Genomic DNA, 19086 nt, shown 5'->3' with positions numbered 1-19086 from the left:
GCGTTGTGGCCGACGATCCAAGCAGGCAAACGGTTTCAGCCGTGCTCGACCGGGCTGCTGCTTCGTACATCGACGCGGAGGCGTTGGTGGACGGGGAGGTCAGGCTCACCTTCGCCGAGCTGCGCGCGGCGGCGGAGAACGCGGCACGGGCGCTCGCCGGAACGGGTGTCCGGCCGGGCGACCGGGTCGCGTTGTGCGCGCCGAACAGCCATCACTGGGTGATCGCGGCACTCGGTGCGTTGCGCGCGGGCGCGGCACTGGTGCCGATCAACACCAGGTTCACCGCCGCGGAGACGCTCGACGTGCTCCAGCGCAGCGGCGCGCGGGCGTTCATCGTCGAGGGCGAGTTCCTCGGCCGTGATCGGCTGGCCGAGCTGCAGGGTGCCGACCTGCCGCCGGTCGTCGTGCGGCTGCCTGCCTCGTGGGTCGGGTCGGACGTGGACCTGCCGGAGATCGCTCCGGATCAGCTCTCCGACATCCTGTACACGTCCGGCACGACCGGGCGCAGCAAGGGCGCGATGAGCGCGCACCGGCAGTCGCTCGGGGTCGCTTCGGCGTGGGCAGCCTGTGGCGAGTTGTCGGCTGCCGACCGGTACCTGATCGTCAACCCGTTCTTCCACAGCTTCGGCTACAAGGCCGGGATCCTGGTCTGCCTGCTGACCGGCGCGACGATGGTGCCGCAGCCGGTGTTCGACGTGGTCGAGACGATGCGGCTGATCGAGCGGGAACGGATCACCGTGCTGCCCGGTCCGCCGACGATCTTCCAGTCGATGCTGGATCACCCCGATCGCGGCTCGTTCGACCTGTCGAGCCTGCGCCTCGCGGTGACCGGCGGGGCGGTCGTGCCCGTGGCGCTGGTCGAGCGGATGCAGTCGGAGCTCTCGTTCTCGACCGTGCTCACCGCGTACGGCCTGACCGAGGCCGTGGTCGCGACGATGTGCCGTCCTGATGACTCGCCGGAGACCGTCGCGCACACGTGCGGGCGGGCGGCCGCCGGGTTCGAGCTCCGCCTGGGCGAGCAGGACGAGGTGCTGCTGCGCGGCCCGAACGTGATGCTCGGCTATCTCGACGATCCGGCCGCCACGGCCGCTGCTGTTGATGCCGACGGCTGGCTGCACACCGGTGACGTCGGCCGGATCGACGAGAGCGGCTGTCTCTCGATCACCGACCGGCTCAAGGACATGTACATCTGCGGCGGGTTCAACGTCTACCCGGCCGAGGTCGAGCAGGCGCTCGCGCGGCTGCCGGGGGTTGCGGAGTCGGCGGTGGTCGGCGCGTTCGACTCACGGCTCGGCGAGGTGGGGGTGGCGCACGTGGTGACGTTGCCTGGCTTCGAGCTGACCGAGTCCGGGGTGATCGAGTTCTGCCGTTCTCGCTTGGCGAACTACAAGGTGCCGCGGGCTGTCGAGTTTCTTCCCGCGCTGCCCCGCAACGCCGGCGGCAAAGTCCTCAAGAACCTGCTGCGTAAGGAGAACGCGTGACTGTCGAGTACGAGCGGCGCGGCTCGGTCGCCGTCGTGACGATGAACCGGCCGGAGTACCGCAACGCGCAGAACTCGGCGATGACCTACGCGCTGGACGAGGCCTTCACGCGTGCCGTCGATGACGACGAGGTCTCCGTGATCGTGCTGGCCGGCGCGGGCGACCACTTCTCGGCGGGCCACGACATCGGCTCGCCCGGCCGGGACGTGGACGTGTCGTTCGAGCGCAAGGCCGTGCTGTGGTGGGACCACGTCGACAAGCCCGGCGGTGATCTCCGGTTCGCCCGCGAGATGGAGGTCTACCTCGGGATGTGCCGCCGCTGGCGGGAGATCCCCAAGCCGATGATCGCGATGGTGCAGGGCGCGTGCGTCGCGGGCGGCCTGATGCTCGCCTGGGTGTGCGACCTGATCGTGGCGGCCGAGGACGCGTTCTTCGCCGATCCCGTGGTGCGCATGGGGATTCCGGGCGTCGAGTACTTCGCGCACCCGTGGGTGCTCGGCCCGCGTGCCGCGAAGGAGGTGCTGTTCACCGGCGACCGCTTCTCCGCCCAGCGCGCCTACGAGTGGGGCATGGTCTCGCGGGTCGTTCCTCTTGCCGAGCTGGAAACTTCCACCTTCCAGCTGGCGTCGCGGATCTCGCAGATGCCGAGGTTTGGACTGGCGCTGGCCAAAAAGGCGGTCAACCAGTCCGAGGACCTGATGGGCATGCGGGCCGGCATGGACTCCGTCTTCGGCCTGCACCACTTCGCGCACGCCCACAACGCAGAGGTGAGCACGGACGCGTTGGCGGGCATGGACGCCCGTGCGATGAAGAAGGCGTCGGGCTGATGGACCTCTCGCTGGACGCGGCGACCTTGGAGTTCCGGGCTTCCGTGCGTTCGTGGCTGGCCACTCACGTTCGCCCGCTGTCCTCAATGGACACTCCTGCGGGCTTCGAGGAGCACCGCTCGTGGGAGCGCCTGCTCTGTGAAGCCCGGCTTTCGGTGGTCTCGTGGCCCGCCGAGTTCGGCGGCAGGGACGCTTCCCTGTTGCAGTGGCTGGTGTTCGAGGAGGAGTACCACGCGGCGGGCGCACCGGGCAGGGTGTCGCAGAACGGCATCTTCCTGCTGGCGCCGACCCTGTTCGCGCACGGCACCCCCGAGCAGCAGTCGCGGTTGCTGCCGGCGATGGCACGCGGCGACGAGGTGTGGGCCCAGGCGTGGTCGGAGCCGGAGGCCGGGTCGGACCTGGCGTCGTTGCGCAGCACCGCCGTGCGGTGTGATGGCGGCTGGTTGTTGCGCGGCCAGAAGACCTGGAGCTCGCGGGCGGCGTTCGCGGACCGGGCGTTCGGCCTGTTCCGCACCGGTGGCGAGCGTCATCGGGGGCTGACGTACTTCCTGTTCGACCTGCGTTCCGCCGGCGTGACCGTGCGCCCGATCGACCAGCTCGACGGCGAGCCCGGTTTCGCCGAGATCTTCCTCGACGACGTCTTCGTACCGGACCAGGACGTGGTGGGCGACGTCGGCGACGGCTGGCGGGTCGCGATGAGCACGGCGGGCAGCGAACGCGGCCTGACGTTGCGCAGCCCCGGCCGCTTCGTGGCCGCCGCCGCCCGCCTGGTGGAGCTGTACCGCAAGAACCCCGATCCGGCGCTGCGGGACCGGGTCGTCGACGCGTGGATCGGCGCCCAGGCCTACCGCCTGCACACCTACGGCGCGCTCGCTTCACCGCCCTCCGGCCCGCAGGCCAGCGTCACCAAGGTGTTCTGGTCCGAACTGGACGTGGCCCTGCACGAGACCGCGCTCGACCTGCTCGGCGAGGTCGCCCCCGGCTGGCGGGACGGCTGGCTGTTCTCGCTCGCCGGCCCGATCTACGCCGGTACCAACGAGATCCAGCGCAACGTGATCGCCGAACGACTCCTGGGGCTGCCGCGATGATGTTCACGCTCTCGTCGGAGCAGACCGATTTCGCCTTGGTCCTGCACTCGTTCCTGGAGGCGGGGCGGCGTGATCTCGCAGAGCTCGGGGTGGAGGAGGTGACCGATCCGGTCGACCTCGTGGTGGTGTTCGAGGAGTTGGGGCATCACGCGGTGCCGGGGCCGTTGATCGAGTCGCTGGCGGTGGTGCCTGCGCTGCTTGGGGAGGCCGGGGCCGAGGCGGGCTCGCACGCCGTGGCGGTGGCGCCCTCGTCCGCCGTGCCGTCGTCCACAGTGCCGTCGTCCGCAACGCCCTCGCCCGCCGCGCCCCCGTCTGCCCTGCCCACGTCCGCAGCGCCTTCGGCCGCGGCACCCTCGTCCGCCGCGCCTACGTCCGCCGCGCCTCCATCCGCAGTGCCGAGCCGCTCCCGCGGCGCGACCTCGTCCGTGGCGTTCCTCCCGCAGATGCCCCACGCCCTCGAAGCCGACCGCTACCTCCTGGTCGACGGCGACACCGTCCACGAAGCCCTGCCCGTGGTCTCGGTGTCCTCGGTGGACCCGTCCAGGACGCTGTTCGAACTGGCCCCCGGACCCGTAGTCGCGACCGGCGTGCCCGCCACCCGCGCGTTCGACCTGGGCGTCCTGGTGTGCGCGGCGCAACTGCTGGGCCTCGGCCGCGCGATGCTGGAGATGACCACCGCCCACGCCCTGGCCCGCACCCAGTTCGGCAAGCCCATCGGCTCCTTCCAGGCGGTCAAGCACCACCTCGCGAACGCGTTGATCGGCCTGGAACTAGCGAGGCCGCTGATCTTCGGCGCCGCGGTGACCATGACCTCCCGCGACGTCTCGGCGGCCAAGGTCGCCACCGCCGACGCCGCCTGGGCCGCCGCGCGCACCGCGCTGCAGGTGCACGGCGCGATCGGCTACACCGCCGAGCACGACCTCGGCCGATTCCTGTTGCAGACCCGCGCCCTGCGCACCGCGTGGGGCAGCCCGTCGATGCACCGAACGCGCGTGCTGGAGGCGTTGTGACGCCGGAGCAACTCGCACTGCGCGACGCCGTCCGCAGTCTCCTCGAGAAGCACTCCGACGTCCGTGCGGCGATCGAGACACCGGACGGCTACGACAAGGACCTCTGGGCCCGGCTCTGCGACATCGGCGTGCTGCCGGTGCCCGAGGAGTACGGCGGATCAGGCGCGAGCCTGGCCGAAACCCACATCGCCCTCGAAGAACTGGGCCGCACCCTCACGCCCGCTCCCCTGCTGTCGTCGACGCTGGCCACCCAGGCATTGCTGGCCACGGGGAACGCCGAGGCGTGTCAACGGTTGCTGCCGCGCATCGCGGCCGGGGCGGTGGCCACCGTCGTCTGGCCGTGGGATTCCGCGGAGCGGACCCTGGACGGCACCTTCCGGTACGTCCTCGACGGCGACCTGGCCGAAATCCTCCTGGTGGTCGCCGATTCCTCGCTGTACGAGGTAGATCCGCACCAACCGGGCGTGACCCGCGAGCACACACCGACGATGGACCTGACCCGCCGCCTCGCCACCATCCGCCTGGACGGCGCGTCCGGCATCCGGCTCGGCTCCTCGTCATCGCAACTCCGGGACATCGCGTGCGCAGCGCTGGCCGCGGAACAGGTCGGCGCCGCCGCCCGCGCACTGGAACTCACCGTCGAATACACGAAGACCCGCGTGCAGTTCGGCCGCCCGATCGGCTCGTTCCAGGCGCTCAAGCACCGGATGGCCGACCTCCACGTGCTCGTGGAGACCGCGAGGTCGGCGGCACAGGCCGTCACCGACGAGGTGTCCGCGGCGGTCGCGAAGGTGTACTGCTCGGAGGCGTTCTTCAAGGTCGCCGCGGAGATGGTCCAGCTGCATGGCGGGATCGCGATCACCTGGGAGCACGACGCGCACCTGTATCTCAAGCGGGCGCACGGTAGTGCGCAGCTGTTCGGCAGCCCCCAGGAACACATCACCCGGCTCAGCCGTTCCGTCCATAGTTGATCATTTCGGTGTCTAGACTCCGGATCCGTGGACGAACGAATCCTGGATCCGGATGGCGCCCGCGAGCGGCTGGCCGCGTGGAAGGGCCGGATCGACAAGCTGGCCGCCGACACCAAGTCCATGAGCGACCAGTTGCAGGGATTGCAGATCGTCGCGAACGACCCCGATGGGATGGCCGCGGTCACGATCGACTCGACTGGCTCGATGGTGGCGCTGAAGCTCACCGATCGAATCACGCGAGTGACGCCGGAGACCGTAGCGTCGGTGATCATGTCGACGCTCGGTGCCGCGCGCCGACAGCTGGCCGAGTAGTCGCAGGAGATCTCGGCCCGTACAAAAAAGAAGTGATCCCCATGGATGTGAAGACCTACGCGACGGTCACCGACCTGTGTGCGCGGCTCGCGGGCCGGTTGGAAGACGACACCCTGCGGTCGGTGCGCGAGGACTACTTCGGTGGCGAGCCCGCGCAGGCCGAGGCGACGCTCCTGCTGAGCATGGCGTACGAGAACATCGGTCTCACGCAGGAGGAGCACGACCTCATCCAGTCCACATTGGATGATCCGGCCAGTCCCGACCTGGCCGCGGTGCCGATCATCGCCGAGGTGCCGCCGCTGCCCTACCGCTTCAGCGCCACCGCACCCGCGGGCGCGCCCGACCCGGCCAAGGCCGACATCGTGCTGTCCGCCGATGCCGCGCGGCACGGTGGACGCCGCCTGCGCCGCGCCTGGCGGGAAGCGCTCGACGGCGCGCCGGACGGGTCGAAGTGGGTGTACGTGCTGCAGGTGGCCGAGGGCGCCAACCTGCTCGGCGCGTTCGCCGGGCTCTCCGGGCGGCTGTGGGTGGTGCTGCAGGAGAAGTGGCCGCTGGAGGTCGTGGTCGAGGGAAAGCTGCTGCCGCCCTACCAGGCCGCCGCCGTGACCGTGGCGCCGCAGATCTGGAGCGTCTAGCCGCCTGACCCGGCATCCCGCAGGATGCGCCGGAACGTCGGGCACTCGAGGTGGCTGGGCGCCGAACACGCCGCCGCGTGCCGCAGCCCGTCGCGCATCACGGTCAGCCTGGTGATCGTCGTGTCCAGTTCGTCCGCCTTGCCGGCGAGCATCGCCCGGTCCAGGCGCGGGCGGCCGTCCTCGGCGAACATCTGGGCGATCTCGTCGAGGGTGAAGCCGGCCGCGCGGCCGACGGTGATCAGCGCCAGGCGTTCGAAGACTGTCTCGTCGAAGACGCGGGTGAGGCCGCGCCTGCCCACCGACCCCACCAGGCCGCGCTCCTCGTAGTAGCGCAGGGTCGACGCGGGCACGCCGGAGCGCCGCACCACCTCGCCGATACTCATCTCGTGCACGACACTTGACCTCAAGCCGACTTGAAGTAGGACGGTGTGAGCATGACACCAGAGGTCAACAGCGAACAGGCCGCCATGTGGAACGGCGCGGGCGGGCACGGCTGGGCCGCGTCACGCGACATGGTCGACCTGATCCTCAAGCCGTTCGAGGACGTGCTCGTGGCGGCGGCGCGCGCGAAACCACGTCGCCAGGTGCTCGACGTCGGCTGCGGTACCGGGGGCGTGACCAGGGCGATCGCGGCGGCGCTCGGTGACGTTCCGTGCCTCGGCGTGGACATCTCCGGGCCGCAGATCGACGTGGCGGAGCGGACCGCGAACGTGCGGTTCGTGCAGGCCGACGCGCAGGTGCACGCGTTCGAGCCCGAGTTCGACCTGATCGTCTCGCGGTTCGGGGTCATGTTCTTCGACGACTCGGTCGCGGCGTTCCGGAACCTCCGCGCGGCCACGACACCGGGTGGCGAACTCCACGTCGTCGTCTGGCGGGGCGATGAGGACAACCCGTTCATGACGACCGCGCAACGCGCCGTCGAGCCGCTGATGCCCGAGCTGCCTCCGGTCGACTCCGGTGGGCCGGGGCCGTTCGCGCTCGCCGAACCGGACCAGACGCGCAAGATGCTCGAAGACGCCGGCTGGACCGGGATCGGCCTGGAAAAGCTCGACCTGACCTGCTCGATGCCCGTGGACGTGCTGCCGCAGTACCTGACGATGCTCGGGCCGGTCGGCCGGGCACTCCAAGGGATGGAGGAGCACCGGCGGGCCGAGGCTCTCGGCACCGCCCTGAAGGCCTTCGACTCGTTCGTGCACGGCGACGAGGTCCGCTTCCCCACCGGTGCTTGGGTGGTCACCGCGTCAGCTCCACTCTGACTGGCGCTGCCAGGTCATGAGGTTGTCCAGCACCTCGCCGGACCACCCGCGGGAGTCCAGCTCGGCGTGCACGGCGTAGCGGCCGCGGTAGAACAGCAGCGGCTGCGCGTCGCGCACCTCGCCGAGCTCCACGACGGAGCCGATGACGATGTGGTGGTCGCCTGCGTCGTGCACCACCGACACCTGGCAGTCGACCCACGTGAGCGCGCCGTCGAGCGCCGGCGCGCCGGTCGGTGACGGGGTCCACGTGACGCCGGCGAACTTGTCCACGCCGGCCCTGCCGAACACGGTCGACACCTCGCGCTGGTCCTCCGCCAGCACGTTCACGCAGAACGAGCCCGCCGAGGACATCGCCGCCCAGCTGCCCGAAGTCCGTTGTGGACAGAACAGCACCAGCGGCGGATCGAGCGACAAGGCGGCGAACGCCTGGCAGGCGAAGCCGACCGGCCCGGACGGCGACATGCCGGTCACCACCGTCACGCCGGTGCAGAAGTGCCCCAGCACCGACCGGAACCTGGCGGCTACTTCTGGTGTCCCACGCTGAAGTCGTGTCCCCACAGGCTCACCGCCGTGCTCTCGCGTGCGATCCACTCCTCATCGGACACCTGCCGCCCTTCGCAACCGAACTCGACGTCGAACCCGCCGGGCGTCTTCATGTAGAACGACAGCATCAGGTCGTTGACGTGCCTGCCGAGCGTGGCCGACATCGGTACATTGCGCCGCATCGCCCGGTCCAGCGTCAGGCCGACGTCGTCGGTGTTCTCCACCTCGACCATGAGGTGCACGATCCCGCTCGGCGTCGGCATCGGCAGGAACGCCAGGCTGTGGTGGCGCGGATTGCAGCCGAAGAACCGCAGCCACGCCGGCGGGCCGTCCGCCGGGCGGCCGACGAACTGCGGTGGCAGCCGCATCGAGTCGCGCAGCCGGAACCCCAGGACGTCGCGGTAGAAGTGCAGCGCGGCTTCATCGTCCGAAGTGGACAGCACGACGTGCCCGAGGCCCTGCTCCTCCGTCACGAACCGGTGCCCGTACGGAGACACCACCCGCCGATGTTCCAAGGCGGCGCCGTGGAACACCTCCAGGGTGTTGCCGGACGGGTCCTCGAACCGGATCAGGCCGTTCACCCGCCGCTCGGCCAGGTCCTCGGCGGTGCCGGAAACGACCGCGACACCGGCCGACGCCAGGCGCTTGGCCACCTCGTCCAGCTCGGCCTCGGTCGCGACCTCCCAGCCGGAGGCCTGCAACCGATCGGCGTCCCCGGGCACGATCACCAACCGCGCCGGGAAGTCGTCCATCCGCAGGTACAGCGCGCCCTCGACGGAACCCTTGCCCTCCACCATCCCGAGGACCTTCAGGCCGAACTCGCGCCACCGGCCCATGTCGGTGGCCTCGATCCGGAGATAGGCCAGTGACCGGATACCCATCACGCCTCCGTGAGAAAGTCGATGGCGAGCCGGTTGAACTCGTCGAACTTCTCCAGCTGCGCCCAGTGTCCGCACCCGCCGAACACGTGCAGCTGCGCACGCGGGATCAGTTTCAACCCCAGCAGCGCGCCGTCCAGCGGGTTCACCCGGTCCTCGCGGCCCCACACCAGCAGCACGCGTTGGCGTAACTTGTAAGCCTCGCGCCACAACATGCCCTGCTCGAAGTCCGGGCCGGCGAACGACTTGCCCAAAGCAGCCATGGCCCGCAACGACTCCGGCTTCGAGGCCGCCTCGAACCGTTCGTCGATCAGCTCGTCGGTGATCAGCGACTGGTCGAACACCATGATCCGCAGGAACTCCTCGATCTTCTCCCGCGTCGGTGTGCGGGCGAACGCGCTGAGCTTGCGCACGCCCTCGGTCGGATCCGGCGAGAAGACGTTGAGCGACAACCCACCCGGTCCCATCAGGATGAGCCGCCCCGCCCGTTTCCCGTAGTCCAGCGCGAACCGGACCGCGGTGCCGCCACCCAGGGAGTTGCCCAGGATGTGAGCCCTCTCCAGGCCCAACTCGTCGAACAGGTCGTTCAACGCCCGTGCCGCGAAGGTGAAGTACTGGTCGTGCTCGGCGGGTTTGTCCGACTGGCCGTAGCCGGGCAGGTCCACCGCCAGCACGCGGAACGACTTCGCGAACACCGGGATGTTGCGCCCGAAGTTGCTCATCGCCGACGCACCAGGCCCGCCGCCGTGCAGCAGGACCAGCGTCTCGGCGTGGTCGGTGCCCGCCTCGTGGTAGTGCAGTCGCACGCTCATGAAAGCTCCCTCAGAACAGCCCGTCGCGGACCTGGATGCCGAGCTCGTTCTTGCCGTACAGGACAAGCACGCGCTCCGGGTCGTTGGCCGCGTGCACCCGTGCGGCGTGCGCGTCGCGCCAGAACCGCGGCAACGGCAGACCGGCGTTGATGGCCTTGCCGCCCGCGCTCTCGAAGAGCCGGTCGATCGCCGAGATCGCCCGCGCGCTGCCGAGCACCTGGTCCCGCCGGGCCCGCAGGCGCAGGTCGATCGGGATCTTCGTGCCGGCGACGGCGTGCTCCCACTCGTCGTTGATGTCCTTCTCCAGCTGCCACCACGCGGTGTCGATGTCGTTGGCCGCCGTGGCGATCCGCACCTGGGCGAACGGGTCGTCGACGGACTTCTCGCCCAGGTAGGCGGCCCGGACGCGCTCACGGGTCGCGCCGACGTGCAGGTCGTACGCGCCGGCCGCCATGCCGATCATCGGCGCCGTGATCGCGTACGGGTGGATCGTGCCGTACGGCATGCGGAACAACGGGCCGGGATTGACGTCCTGGCCAGGGCAGATGCACCGCGCGGTGTGCAGCATGCTCAACGTCCGGTGTTCCGGCACGAACACGTCGGAGACCACGATGTCGTTGCTGCCCGTACCGCGCAGGCCGACCGTGTCCCAGACGTCGTTGATCGTGTAGTCCGCGATCGGCAGCAGGAACGTTCGGAAGTCGACGGGCTTGCCCTCGTCGTTCATCACCAGGCCGCCGAGCAGCACCCACGTGGCGTGGTCGCAGCCGGACGAGAAGCTCCACTTGCCGCTGAACCGGAACCCGCCGTCCACCGGAGTCGCGCGGCCCGTCGGCGCGTAGGAGGACGAGATGCGGGTGTCCTGGTCCTCGCCGAACACCTCGTCCTGGGCCTGCACGTCGAACAACCCGACGTGCCAGGGATGCACACCCAGCACGGACGCGACCCAGCCGGTGGAGCCGCACGCGCTCGCGATCAGCTTCACGGCCTCGTAGAACGCCAGCGGGTGCGTCTCGAACCCGCCGTACCGCACGGATTGCAGCATCCGGAAGAACCCGGTCTCCTGCAACGCCTTCACCGACTCCGACGGCACCTTGCGCAGTTCCTCCGCCTCCTGCGCGCGATCACGCAGAGCAGGCAGCAGATCCCGCACCTTGCCGAGGATTTCCTCGCTCATCGGACTTTCTCCCTGCTCAGCTCCAGTGCGATGTCGATCAGCTGGTCCTCTTGCCCGCCGACGAGCCTTCGCTCGCCGGCGCGGATGAGGATCTGCGCGCCGGACACGCCGTAGCGTTGCGCCTGCGTGTACGCGTGTTTGAGGAAGCTGGAGTAGACGCCCGCATAGCCCATCATCAGCGCCATCCGGTCCAGCAGGCACTCGTCGGGCATGACGGGCCGGACGACGTCCTCGGCCGCGTCGACGATCTTGAAGAAGTCCACACCGGTCACGAAGCCGAGCTTGTCGCACACCCCGACGAACGCTTCCAACGGCGTGTTCCCCGCCCCTGCCCCGAATCCGCGCACGCTGCCGTCGATCTGCTGCGCCCCGGCGCGCACGGCGGCGACCGAGTTCGCCACGCTCAGCCCGAGGTTCTCGTGCCCGTGGAACCCGACCTGCGCGTCGTCTCCCAGCTCGGCGACCAGCGCGGCCACCCGGTCCGAGACCTGTTCCAGCACCAGGGCTCCGGCCGAGTCGACGACGTACACGCACTGGCAGCCCGCGTCGGCCATGATCCGCGCCTGTTTCGCCAGGACCTCTGGCGGCTGCGAATGCGCCATCATCAGGAACCCGACGGTCTCCAGCCCGCGATCGCGAGCGAGTGCGAAGTGCTGCACGGAGACGTCCGCCTCGGTGCAGTGCGTGGCGATCCTCACGATCGACGCCCCGTTGTCCTGCGACACCAGGATGTCGTCCTTCACCCCGACGCCGGGCAGCATCAGCACCGCGATCTTCGCCTGCTTCGCGGTGGCGACCGCGACCTTGATCAGCTCCTGCTCCGGGGTGAGGCTGAAGCCGTAGTTGAACGACGACCCGCCCAGCCCGTCGCCGTGCGTCACCTCGATCACCGGCACACCGGCGCCGTCCAGCGCGGCCACGATCTCGCGCACGTCCTCGGACGTGAACTGGTGCCGCTTGTGGTGCGAGCCGTCACGCAGTGACGTGTCGGTCAACCGCAACATTCGCGATCTCCTCCCCCACCTTGGTCGCCGCGGCCGTCATGATGTCGAGGTTCCCGGCGTAGTTCGGCAGGAAGTCACCCGCACCCTCGACCTCCACGAAGATCGACACGCGGCCGTTGTCGTACTGCGGTTCGCTCAACAACCGGAAACCCGGCACGTACGAGCGGATGTCCGTCTCCATGCGCGCGATCGAGTCCGTGATCGGGTCCGGATCCGCGCCGGGAGGGATCGCGCAGAAGATCGTGTCCCGCATGATCATCGGCGGGTCGGCCGGGTTGAGCACGATGATCGCCTTGCCGCGGCCTGCTCCCCCGATCGCCTCGATCCCGTGGCTCGTGGTGCGGGTGAACTCGTCGATGTTCGCCCGCGTGCCCGGTCCCGCCGACACCGAGGCCACGCTGGCGACGATCTCCGCGTACGACACCGGAACGACCCGCGACACGGCGTACACCATGGGAATCGTCGCCTGGCCGCCGCAGGTGATCAGGTTGATGTTGGGAGCGTCCTGGTGCTCGCCGAGGTTCACCGGCGGCACCACGTACGGCCCGATCGCCGCCGGTGTCAGGTCGATCGCCCGGATCCCGGCCTCCGCGTAGCGCGGCGCGTTCGCCCGGTGCACCGCCGCGGACGTCGCCTCGAACACGATGTCCGGCAGCTCGTCCTGACGCAGCAACCACTCCGCGCCGTCGACCGAGACCTCAAGGCCCAGCGACGCCGCGCGTTTCAGACCCTCGCTGGCGGGGTCGATGCCCACCATCCAGCGGGGTTCCAGCACCGGCGAGCGCAGGAGCTTGTAGAGCAGGTCGGTGCCGATGTTGCCGGAGCCGACGATGGCCGCCTTCACCCAGTCACCTCATTCGAATTTCAGGTCAACGGAGCCGAGTCCGGCGAACTCGGCGTGGAACTCGTCGCCCGGCCGCGCGTCGATGGCCCGCGTGCACGAGCCGGGCAGCACGATGTCGCCGGCCAGCAGCCGGACGCCGAAGCCGGCGACCTTCGAAGCGAGCCACGCCACCGCGATCGCCGGATCACCCAGCACCGCGTCGCCACGGCCTTCGGCGACCACCTCGCCGTTGCGGCGCAACGTCGCCGCGACCGCGCCGATGTCCAGTTCGGACGGACGCACCCGCTCGGAGCCCAGCATGAACCCCGCCGACGACGCGTTGTCCGCGATGGTGTCCTGCAGGCCGATCTTCCAGTCGACGATCCGGCTGTCGATCAGCTCGATGGCCGGCGCGACGAACTCGGTCGCCTCCAGCACGTCCTCGACCGTGCAGCCCTCACCGGGCAGGTCACGGGCGAGCAGGAACGCGATCTCCACCTCGACCCGCGGGTACAGGTACGCCGACGCGTCCGCGGTTCCGGCCAGCTGCATGTCGTCGAGCAGGTGGCCGTAGTCCGGCTCGTCGACGCCCATCATCTGCTGCATCGCGAGCGACGACAGGCCGACCTTGTGGCCGATGACGTCCCTGTTGCGGTGCCGGACGTTGAGCAGCTGGATCTCGTACGCGTCGACCACGTCGATGTCGGGATACAGCTCCACCAGCGGCTTGATCGGCACGCGGTCACGCTCCGCCACGCGCAGCAGCTCGGCGGCCGCCTCCCTGGACTGGATCGTCAGCACCTGGCCTCCTTCGCGACGTACTGCCCGGCACGGCGGCCCGAGAAGACGCAGTCGGCGAGCGCGAGCCCGCTGACGTAGGACTCCGAGCACACCCCGACCGCTGACCGCCCCGCGGCGTACAGGCCGGGAACCCCTTGCACCTGACCGGTTTCCTCGTCGACGACGAGTCCGCCGAGGGTCAGCGTCGGGCACGGATAACCGAAACCCGCCCGCACCGAGACGTTGATCAACGAGTAGGGCGGCGTCCCGAACGCTTCGGGCACCCCGATTCCTGCCTTGGCGGCCACTTCCTCGATCGTCGGCGCACTCACCAGCCCGCGGTTCAGGAAGTACCGGACCTGCCAGCGTTGGAACGGCGCCGTCTGGGTCCTGACCTGGGCCTGTGCCACCCGCCGGATGTCGTCGTCGATCAGCAGCCACGCCTTGCCGCCGCGCTCGACGATCGCGTCCCCGATGGCCGCGCCGTACCGGGTCGGATCCCCGAACCGCCGGCCCTCGACGTCGACCAGCACCCCGCGTTGCAACGCGCTGGGCGGCGTGACGAATCGCCACAACGAGATCTTGTCCAGCCGCGCGGTCTTGCCACCGGCGGCGACGCCGAGCCGGATCCCGGTGCCGTCATCGCCGGGGGTGCCGAGTGCGAGACCGCCGCGGTAGGCGGGAGCGTTCTCGTGGACCATCGCCCGATCGGCGATGAACCCACCCGCTGAGATCACCACACCCCGTCGCGCAGTCACCACCACCGGCCGTCCGAACCGCCGCTCCACCCACGCTGCCAGCCGGAACAGCCTCCTGCCCAGCGGCGGGTAGTAGAGCCACGGCTTCGCGCCGGCCTTCGACAACGCCCCGTGCACGGCCCTCGGAACGCCCGTCAACGTGCGGCAACGCACGCCGGTCACCCGTCCGTCGGTCGTGATCAGCTCTTCGGCGCGGGTCTGCGGCACGATCCTCGCGCCCGCACGCCGGGCCGCCTCGGCCAAACGAGCGAAAAGAGCCTTGCCCGAGGCGCCTTTCGCCCTGGTCCGGTGCCCGCGCGGGGCCGGGTCGGGAAAGGCGTCCTCACTGCCGGACTGGTACAGGTAGTAGTCGTCGGTCGGGTAGGAAGTCTTGAACGGGCACACGCTCGACGAGAACGGGACGCCCTGGTCCTCCAGCCAGGCCAGCATCTTGGCGCTGTCCTCGCAGAACCTCCGCAGCGTCGCCTCGGACACCGCGTCCCGGACCTCGTGCTTCAGGTAGGCGAACATCGCCTCCGCGGAATCGGCGACGCCGGCCTCGACCTGCTGCCGCGTCCCACCGCCCGCATACACCACTCCACCCGAGAGAGCGGTAGCGCCGCCGCCACCGAACCGGTCCAGCACCACCACGGACGCGCCCGCCGCCGCGGCCTCGATGGCGGCGCACGCGCCGGCAGCACCGAAACCGATGACGACCACGTCCGCGGAGACGTCCACGCTTAACCCTCCCGAAACGTGTTCTCGGTGAGTCGACTTGCCTGGAACTCCTACACCATAGCGCCAAAGCGCCTCAGAACTATAACCTGTTCTAGTCTGAGCTTCCGGGAGGTGCGATGTACGACGTGATCGTCGTCGGCAGTGGTGCGGCAGGCATGACAGCCGCGCTCTGCACCGCTCAACAAGGCCTGCGGACACTGGTCATCGAGAAGGCCGAGCACTTCGGCGGCTCGACCGCGCGGTCCGGCGGCGGCATCTGGGTGCCGAACAACGCCGTGCTCGCCGCGGCCGGCCGGCCCGACTCGCCCGAGCAGGCCGCCGCCTACCTGGAGCACATCGCCGGAGACGTACCGGCGGATCTGCGGCAGGCTTTCCTGGACGCCGGGCCCGCGATGCTCGCCTTCGTCTGCGCCCACACGCCGCTGAAGTTCCGCTGGGTCCCCGAGTACGCCGACTACTACCCCGAGGCGCCCGGCGGGCAGCCACGCGGGCGTTCGATCGAGCCCATGCCGTTCAACACGAACCGCCTCGGCGACGAGCTCAACGACCTCGAACCGCCGTACGTGCCCACGCCGGCGGGCATCATCATCACCCAGACCGACTACCGCTGGCTGACCCTGATCACCCGGCACCCGCGCGGCATCCTCACCGCCGCCAAGGTCTTCGCCCGCCGGTTCCTGCCGGGCAGGCGCCTCACCATGGGCCAGGCGCTGGCCGCCGGACTGCGGGCCGGGCTGAAGGAGGTGGGGGCCGAGGTTCGCCTCGGCACCGCGCTGACCGACCTGCACTTCGAGAACGGCCGGGTCGCCGGCGTGGTCGCCGGCGACAAGATCATCCTGGCGAACCACGTCGTGCTCGCGGCCGGCGGGTTCGAGCACAACGAACGGATGCGCAAGCAGCACCAGGACATCGGCACGGAGTGGACGGTCGGCGCGAAGGCCAACACCGGCGACGGCATCGAGGCAGGTCAGCGGGCCGGTGCGGCCGTCGGGCTGATGGACGACGCGTGGTGGGGCCCGTCGGTCCCGTTGCCGCGCGGCCCGTTCTTCCTGCTCGCGGAACGCTCGCTGCCCGGATCCCTGCTGGTCGACGGCACCGGACGCCGGTTCGTCAACGAGTCGGCGCCCTACATCGACGTGGTGAACGCGATGACCGGGAAGACGTGGCTCGTGTTCGACAACACCTACCGCGGCCGCTACCCGTTCTGCGGCATCCCACCGCGCCGCCCACTCCCCCGGCGCTGGCGGGATGCCGTGCTCACCGCCCCGAGCCTGGAGGAACTGGCCCAGGAAGCCGATCTGCCGGATCTCCTGGAGACGGTCCGGCGGTTCAACACGCTGTCCGTCGACGGCAACGACCTCGACTTCCACCGCGGCGACAGCGCGTACGACCGCTACTACGGCGATCCGCGCAACCACCCGAACCCGAACCTCGGGCCGCTGACCACCGGCCCGTTCTACGCGGTGAAGATCGTGCCGGGCGACCTCGGTACCAAGGGCGGCCTGCGCACCGACACCCGCGCGCGGGTGCTGCGCGAGGACGGTTCGGTGATCGAAGGCCTGTACGCGGCGGGCAACACCAGCGCTTCGGTCATGGGCCACACCTACGCGGGAGCGGGCGCCACCCTCGGACCGGCGATGACGTTCGGTTATCTCGCCGGCCTCGACATCTCTGGAGGGACACGATGACGCAGGACAGCGTGCGAACGATCGAGACCGGCGCACCTCCAGCGCGGTTCGCGCGCGGCTGGCACTGCCTCGGCCTCGCCTCACACTTCCGCGACGGCAAACCGCACCCGATCGAGGCGTTCGGCACCAAGCTCGTGGTGTTCGCGACGGAGGACGGCAAGATCAACGTGCTCGACGGGTACTGCCGGCACATGGGCGGCGACCTCACCCAGGGCACGATCAAGGGCAACAACATCGCCTGCCCGTTCCACGACTGGCGCTGGGCGGGCAACGGCAAGTGCGTCGACATCCCTTACGCCAAGCGGGTTCCGTTGCGGGCCCGCACCCGGTCGTGGATCACGCTCGAGGAGAACAAGCAGCTCTTCGTGTGGAACGACCCGCAGGGCAACCCGCCGCCGGAGCACGTCACGATCCCGCGCATCGAGTCCGCGTTCAGCAGCGAGTGGAGCAACTGGACCTGGGACTCGGTCGTGATCGAGGGCGCGAACTGCCGCGAGATCATCGACAACGTCGTGGACATGGCGCACTTCTTCTACATCCACTTCGCGTTCCCGACGTTCTTCAAGAACGTGATGGAGGGCCACGTCGCCTCGCAGTACCTGACCACGCGGGGACGGCCGGACGTCGCGATGGGCTCGAACTACACCGGTGACGTGGAAGTGCGCTCGGAGGCCGCGTACTACGGGCCGTCCTACATGATCGACTACCTGTGGAACGACTACAAGGGCCTCGAGATCGAGACGGTGCTGATCAACTGCCACTACCCGATCACGCCGAACTCGTTCAAGCTCCAGTGGGGCGCGATCGTGAAGAAGCTGCCCGGTGTCGACGACGTGCACGCCGACAAGATCGCCGCCAAGTTCGCGCGCGGCATCGGTGTGGGGTTCCTGCAGGACGTGAACATCTGGCAGAACAAGTCGCGGATCGACAACCCGTTGCTGTGCGAGGAGGACGGGCCGGTCTACCAGCTGCGGCGCTGGTACGAGCAGTTCTACGTCGACGTGGAGGACGTCTCCGACGACATGGTGCGGCGCTTCGAGTTCGAGGTCGACACGAGCCGTGCGGTCGAGGTGTGGGAGAAGGAGGTCGCCGAGAATCTCGCACGCCAGGAGACCGCGACATGAGTGAGCGCGACGAGTTCCTGGTCGGCGGGATGCGGCCGGTCCGGTGCGACTGCGGAAACCAGGTGCTGGTCAAGAAGAACAGCCCGCAGCACACCAGCGTGCAGTGGCTGTGCGACACGAGTTCCTGTCCCGAGTTGGGCGGGCCGCGGTCGGCGTTCCTGCCGGGCTGCCTGCGGCTGCGGGACAGCATCGAGAAGGCCGTGCGGGACGGGACGCTGGAGGTCGCCGATGGCTGAGGTGCACCGGCTCAAGGTCGACGCCGTGATCGAGGAGACCGAGGACGCGCGCTCGTTCGTGTTGTCGGGGGCGGACTTCGCTCCACGACCCGGACAGTTCCTGACCGTGCGGGCGGGTGACGTGGCGCGCTGCTACTCCCTGTCCAGCGCGCCGGGTGAGCCGTTGAAGATCACGGTCAAGCGCACGCCGGACGGGTACGGCTCGCACTGGATGTGCTCCGAGGTGCAAGCCGGCACCGAACTGGACGTGCTGGCACCGGCCGGGGTGTTCACGCCGGCATCGCTGGACGGTTCGCTGCTGGCGTTCGCAGCGGGCAGCGGGATCACACCGGTCATGTCGATCATCAGAGCCGTGCTGACCCAGGGTTCCGGCCGGGTGTTCCTGGTGTACGCCAACCGCGACGAGTCCTCGGTGATCTTCGCGCGCGAGCTGGACGAGCTGGTTCGAGCGCATCCGGAACGGCTGACCGTCGTGCACTGGCTCGAGTCGGTGCAGGGGTTGCCGCATGTGGGCGCGTTGCGCGCGTTCGTCCGGACGTGTGACGAGGCGTTCGTGTGCGGGCCGGCGCCGTTCATGGAGGCCGCCCGCAAGGCGCTGCACGGCGTTCCGGTCGTGCACATCGAGAAGTTCGTTTCGCTGTCCAGTGATCCGTTCGCCGAGATCGTGCCGGTGGTGACGGATGACCGGCCGGACGCGGTCGTCGAGGTCGAGCTGGACGGTGAGCACCACCGGTTTCCGTGGCCTGCCCGGACCAGGCTGCTCGACCTGTTGCTGGAGAAGGGGCTCGACGCGCCGTTCTCGTGCCGCGAGGGTGCCTGCAGCGCGTGCGCGTGCCGGCTCGTCGAGGGCGAGGTCAAGATGCTCAACAACGAGGTGCTCGACTCCGAGGACATCGCCGAGGGCATCGTGCTGGCGTGCCAGTCGGTTCCGGTCACCGACGAAGTGAAGATCACCTACAGCTGAGG

General features: G+C 69.5%; 21 protein-coding genes. 12 read left to right on the top strand and 9 right to left on the bottom strand.

Annotated elements, in window-relative coordinates; translation table 11 throughout:
- Positions 1-5: 5 nt before the first annotated feature.
- The 7 genes from ACIA8G_RS10135 to ACIA8G_RS10105 are packed head-to-tail and all read left to right on the top strand — an operon-like array spanning position 6 to position 6324.
- On the top strand, positions 6-1481 hold the full coding sequence (locus tag ACIA8G_RS10135; RefSeq protein ID WP_396418012.1) for a FadD3 family acyl-CoA ligase: 1476 nt from the start codon (positions 6-8) through the stop codon (positions 1479-1481).
- The gene (locus tag ACIA8G_RS10130; RefSeq protein ID WP_396418011.1) at positions 1478-2308 is read left to right on the top strand and encodes an enoyl-CoA hydratase; all 831 of its coding nucleotides are present in this window, start codon (positions 1478-1480) and stop codon (positions 2306-2308) included. The genes ACIA8G_RS10135 and ACIA8G_RS10130 overlap by 4 nt, the downstream gene beginning before the upstream one ends.
- Positions 2308-3396 (top strand): acyl-CoA dehydrogenase family protein, encoded by a 1089-nt coding sequence (locus ACIA8G_RS10125; RefSeq protein WP_396418010.1) that lies wholly within the window; start codon positions 2308-2310, stop codon positions 3394-3396. Before ACIA8G_RS10130 ends, ACIA8G_RS10125 begins: the two co-directional genes overlap by 1 nt.
- Positions 3393-4406, top strand: coding sequence for an acyl-CoA dehydrogenase family protein (locus ACIA8G_RS10120; RefSeq protein WP_396418009.1), 1014 nt, complete (start codon positions 3393-3395; stop codon positions 4404-4406). Before ACIA8G_RS10125 ends, ACIA8G_RS10120 begins: the two co-directional genes overlap by 4 nt.
- Complete coding sequence (locus tag ACIA8G_RS10115) at positions 4403-5377, top strand: acyl-CoA dehydrogenase family protein (RefSeq protein WP_396418008.1); 975 nt, start codon at positions 4403-4405, stop codon at positions 5375-5377. The genes ACIA8G_RS10120 and ACIA8G_RS10115 overlap by 4 nt, the downstream gene beginning before the upstream one ends.
- A 27-nt stretch (positions 5378-5404) precedes the next feature.
- Entirely contained in the window at positions 5405-5689 is a 285-nt protein-coding gene (locus ACIA8G_RS10110; protein WP_396418007.1) for a hypothetical protein, read from the top strand.
- A gap of 41 nt (positions 5690-5730) precedes the next feature.
- Positions 5731-6324: a hypothetical protein gene (locus tag ACIA8G_RS10105; protein WP_396418006.1), complete on the top strand. Its 594-nt coding sequence runs from the start codon at positions 5731-5733 to the stop codon at positions 6322-6324.
- On the opposite strand, the gene ACIA8G_RS10100 is transcribed toward ACIA8G_RS10105, so the two are convergent.
- The gene (locus tag ACIA8G_RS10100; protein ID WP_396418684.1) at positions 6321-6707 is read right to left on the bottom strand and encodes a helix-turn-helix domain-containing protein; all 387 of its coding nucleotides are present in this window, start codon (positions 6705-6707) and stop codon (positions 6321-6323) included. The two genes, ACIA8G_RS10105 and ACIA8G_RS10100, sit on opposite strands and share 4 nt — an antisense overlap.
- Before the next feature lie 51 nt (positions 6708-6758).
- Here ACIA8G_RS10100 and ACIA8G_RS10095 point away from each other — a divergent pair, with 51 nt between their 5' ends.
- On the top strand, positions 6759-7580 hold the full coding sequence (locus ACIA8G_RS10095; protein WP_396418005.1) for a class I SAM-dependent methyltransferase: 822 nt from the start codon (positions 6759-6761) through the stop codon (positions 7578-7580).
- Here the strand turns inward: ACIA8G_RS10095 and hsaB are convergent.
- The 8 genes from hsaB to ACIA8G_RS10055 are packed head-to-tail and all read right to left on the bottom strand — an operon-like array spanning position 7566 to position 15072.
- The gene (gene hsaB / locus ACIA8G_RS10090) at positions 7566-8084 is read right to left on the bottom strand and encodes a 3-hydroxy-9,10-secoandrosta-1,3,5(10)-triene-9,17-dione monooxygenase reductase subunit (protein WP_396418004.1); all 519 of its coding nucleotides are present in this window, start codon (positions 8082-8084) and stop codon (positions 7566-7568) included. The genes ACIA8G_RS10095 and hsaB overlap by 15 nt on opposite strands.
- Positions 8085-8101: 17 nt before the next feature.
- A complete protein-coding gene (gene hsaC / locus ACIA8G_RS10085; RefSeq protein ID WP_396418003.1) occupies positions 8102-9004 on the bottom strand; it encodes an iron-dependent extradiol dioxygenase HsaC in 903 nt (300 codons plus the stop codon).
- The gene (gene hsaD, locus ACIA8G_RS10080; protein WP_396418002.1) at positions 9004-9813 is read right to left on the bottom strand and encodes a 4,5:9,10-diseco-3-hydroxy-5,9,17-trioxoandrosta-1(10),2-diene-4-oate hydrolase; all 810 of its coding nucleotides are present in this window, start codon (positions 9811-9813) and stop codon (positions 9004-9006) included. The genes hsaC and hsaD overlap by 1 nt, the downstream gene beginning before the upstream one ends.
- Positions 9814-9823: 10 nt before the next feature.
- Positions 9824-10990, bottom strand: coding sequence for a 3-hydroxy-9,10-secoandrosta-1,3,5(10)-triene-9,17-dione monooxygenase oxygenase subunit (hsaA, locus tag ACIA8G_RS10075; RefSeq protein ID WP_396418001.1), 1167 nt, complete (start codon positions 10988-10990; stop codon positions 9824-9826).
- The gene (gene dmpG / locus ACIA8G_RS10070) at positions 10987-11994 is read right to left on the bottom strand and encodes a 4-hydroxy-2-oxovalerate aldolase (RefSeq protein ID WP_396418000.1); all 1008 of its coding nucleotides are present in this window, start codon (positions 11992-11994) and stop codon (positions 10987-10989) included. The genes hsaA and dmpG overlap by 4 nt, the downstream gene beginning before the upstream one ends.
- Entirely contained in the window at positions 11963-12838 is an 876-nt protein-coding gene (locus ACIA8G_RS10065) for an acetaldehyde dehydrogenase (acetylating) (protein WP_396417999.1), read from the bottom strand. Before ACIA8G_RS10065 ends, dmpG begins: the two co-directional genes overlap by 32 nt.
- 9 nt (positions 12839-12847) lie before the next feature.
- Positions 12848-13618, bottom strand: a complete 771-nt coding sequence (locus ACIA8G_RS10060; RefSeq protein WP_396417998.1) for a 2-keto-4-pentenoate hydratase — start codon at positions 13616-13618, stop codon at positions 12848-12850.
- Positions 13612-15072, bottom strand: a complete 1461-nt coding sequence (locus ACIA8G_RS10055) for an FAD-binding protein (RefSeq protein WP_396417997.1) — start codon at positions 15070-15072, stop codon at positions 13612-13614. The genes ACIA8G_RS10060 and ACIA8G_RS10055 overlap by 7 nt, the downstream gene beginning before the upstream one ends.
- A gap of 116 nt (positions 15073-15188) precedes the next feature.
- Between ACIA8G_RS10055 and ACIA8G_RS10050 the strand changes: the two genes are divergently transcribed.
- Genes ACIA8G_RS10050 through ACIA8G_RS10035 form a run of 4 tightly spaced genes read left to right on the top strand, consistent with a single transcriptional unit; the run spans position 15189 to position 19084 of the window.
- Complete coding sequence (locus tag ACIA8G_RS10050; RefSeq protein ID WP_396417996.1) at positions 15189-16760, top strand: FAD-dependent oxidoreductase; 1572 nt, start codon at positions 15189-15191, stop codon at positions 16758-16760.
- A complete protein-coding gene (locus tag ACIA8G_RS10045) occupies positions 16757-17884 on the top strand; it encodes a Rieske 2Fe-2S domain-containing protein (protein ID WP_396417995.1) in 1128 nt (375 codons plus the stop codon). The genes ACIA8G_RS10050 and ACIA8G_RS10045 overlap by 4 nt, the downstream gene beginning before the upstream one ends.
- Complete coding sequence (locus ACIA8G_RS10040; protein ID WP_396417994.1) at positions 17881-18120, top strand: hypothetical protein; 240 nt, start codon at positions 17881-17883, stop codon at positions 18118-18120. Before ACIA8G_RS10045 ends, ACIA8G_RS10040 begins: the two co-directional genes overlap by 4 nt.
- Entirely contained in the window at positions 18113-19084 is a 972-nt protein-coding gene (locus ACIA8G_RS10035) for a 2Fe-2S iron-sulfur cluster-binding protein (protein ID WP_396417993.1), read from the top strand. The genes ACIA8G_RS10040 and ACIA8G_RS10035 overlap by 8 nt, the downstream gene beginning before the upstream one ends.
- Positions 19085-19086: the final 2 nt, after the last annotated feature.

The organism is Lentzea sp. NPDC051213 (assembly GCF_044455585.1).
GTDB lineage: Bacteria > Actinomycetota > Actinomycetes > Mycobacteriales > Pseudonocardiaceae > Lentzea.
Note: the sequence above shows the minus strand (reverse complement) of the source record. Positions and strands in the feature narration are given on the sequence as shown.